We start from the raw sequence: 2,182 nt of genomic DNA, 5'->3' as shown, positions 1-2,182 counted from the left end.
GGTGCTGCCCGGCGTGTACGGGTACGTGTCGAGACTGATGTCGGCGCCGGCGGCGAGCGCGTCGTCCAGCAGGGCCAGCAGCTCGGGCGCCCTGCCCTTGTTCACGCCGAAGTTCATCGTCGCGTGCGCCAGGTGCAGCGGGCAGCCCGCCTCCCGGGTGAGCGCCACCATCTCCTCGTACGCCCGGAGCGCGCCCGCCCCGTAGGAACGGTGGTGCGGGCAGTAGTAGCCGCCGTGGCGGGCCACCACCCGGCACAGTTCGGTGAGTTCGGCGTCCTCGGCGTACATGCCGGGCGTGTACGTCAGTCCCGACGACATGCCGACCGCGCCCTGCTCCATGCCCTCCGCGACCAGCTGCCGCATCCGGTCCAGCTCGGCGGGGGTGGCCTTCCGGTCCTCCCAGCCGACGACGAGCGCGCGGACCGTGCCCTGCGGGATCAGGTACGCGGCGTTGACCGCGATGCCCCGGTCGAGCCGGTCCAGGTACTCGCCCACCGAGCGCCAGTCGAAGTCGACGTCGTCCCCGTCGCCGTTCCAGCCGGCGATCGCGCGGCGGACCTCGCCGAGCGTGCGGTCGTCGACCGGCGCGTACGACAGGCCGTCCTGGCCCAGCACTTCGAGGGTGACGCCCTGTGCGGCCTTGGCGCTGTGGTCGGGGTCGCGCAGCAGCGCCAGATCGCTGTGGGCGTGCATGTCGATGAAGCCGGGCGCCAGGACCAGCCCTTCGGCGTCCAGTTCGCGGCGGGCCTTCGGGCGCTGGCAGCCCGCTGCCGCCGCCTCCTTGACGATCGAGACGATGCGGCCGCCGTCGACGACCACGTCCGCGCGGTACGCGGGGTCGCCGGAGCCGTCCACGACGTCGGCGTCCCGGATGACGAGTTCTTCCATGCCGGGCCTCCTAGAAGAACGTGCGGACGTAGTCGACCACCGTGCCGTCCGCCTCCGCCACGGGAATGAGTACCCATTTGTCGAAGGAGGTGCACGGGTGGGAGAGGCCGAGGCCCAGCCAGTCGCCGACCTCCAGGTCGGCCTCGGGGGCGGTGCGCAGCCAGGCGTGCTGGTCGGAGAGGGAGACGACCGAGATCCCGGTGGCCGGGCGCTCCGCGCCGTCCCGGCGCACGACCTGGGCGAACGGCAGGTCGAGGTCGTGGGCCGCGTCCCGCTTGCCCGCGTTGGCGAAGGCCTGTCCGGCGGACGGCCGGGACACGATCTGCGTCCACAGCCGGAACGCCGGCTCCAGCGCGCCCTCCTCCGGCACCCGGTTGAACGGGGTCAGTTCGCGGTAGTGCCCGTCGTCGTGCGAGACGTACGCACCCGAGCGCAGCAACTTCAGCACGGGCAGGGAAAGTTCGGGGATCTCCGCGAAGACGTCGGCGACCGCGTCGAACCAGGCGCTGCCGCCCGCGCTCACCACGATCTCGTCCACGCCCGCGAACCGCCCGGCCCCGTCGAAGTCCGCCGCCAGGGCCACCAGGCGCCGCAGCCACGCCCGCACCCGCTCCGGGTCGGCGTCCGGCACCTCCCCCTCGTACCCGGCGACCCCGGCCAGCCGCAGGTGGCGCGCGCCCGCCACCGCGTCGGCGACGGCGGCGCACTCCGCCTCCGTGCGCACCCCGGTCCGCGCGCCCTCGCCGCCGGCGAGTTCGACCACGACGTCCACCGGGCGGGCGGCCCCGGCGAGGGCCGCGTCCATCAGCTCGGCACCGCGCACGGAGTCGACGTAGCAGGCGAACCGGAAGCCGGGGTCGGCGTCCAGCTCGCCGGAGATCCACCGCAGGGCCGCCGGGTCCACCAGCTCGTTGGCGAGGAACACCCGCCGCACGCCGAACGCCCGCGCCACCCGCACCTGGTGCGGCACCGCGAGGGTGATGCCCCAGGCGCCGTGCTCGAGCTGGCGCCGGAAGAGCTGCGGGGCCATGGACGTCTTGCCGTGCGGGGCGAAGGCGAGGCCGTGCCGGGCCGTGTACGCCTCCATCAGCTTCAGGTTGTGCTCCAGGCGCTCGGCGGACAGGGCGAGCACCGGNNGCGTTCCTCCGCGAGGAGCGTGTAGGCGTCGGAACCGGGGTCGAGGACCATCAGAGCCTCCCTGATCTGGCGTGTTGCATTCTCTGCAACACCCATTGCGTATGTCGCTTACCGCTGTCTAACATCTCGGCCACACGGGGTCAATGGAAACGGGTCC

The 2,182-nt window shown here is 73.2% G+C and carries 1 protein-coding gene and 1 pseudogene; both read right to left on the bottom strand.

What is annotated here, in order from left to right:
- A partial coding sequence (locus tag AOK18_RS29540) for an N-acyl-D-amino-acid deacylase family protein (RefSeq protein ID WP_157865297.1) occupies positions 1-888 on the bottom strand: 888 nt, incomplete at its 3' end.
- A gap of 10 nt (positions 889-898) precedes the next feature.
- A pseudogene (locus AOK18_RS29535) lies at positions 899-2,023 on the bottom strand (amino acid deaminase); the annotation flags it as partial.
- Positions 2,024-2,182 lie beyond the last annotated feature (159 nt).

The sequence above is a fragment of the Streptomyces prasinopilosus genome (genome assembly GCF_001419695.1).
In the GTDB taxonomy this organism is placed as follows: Bacteria; Actinomycetota; Actinomycetes; order Streptomycetales; family Streptomycetaceae; genus Streptomyces; species Streptomyces prasinopilosus.
This window is presented reverse-complemented; position numbering and strand designations above follow the sequence as displayed.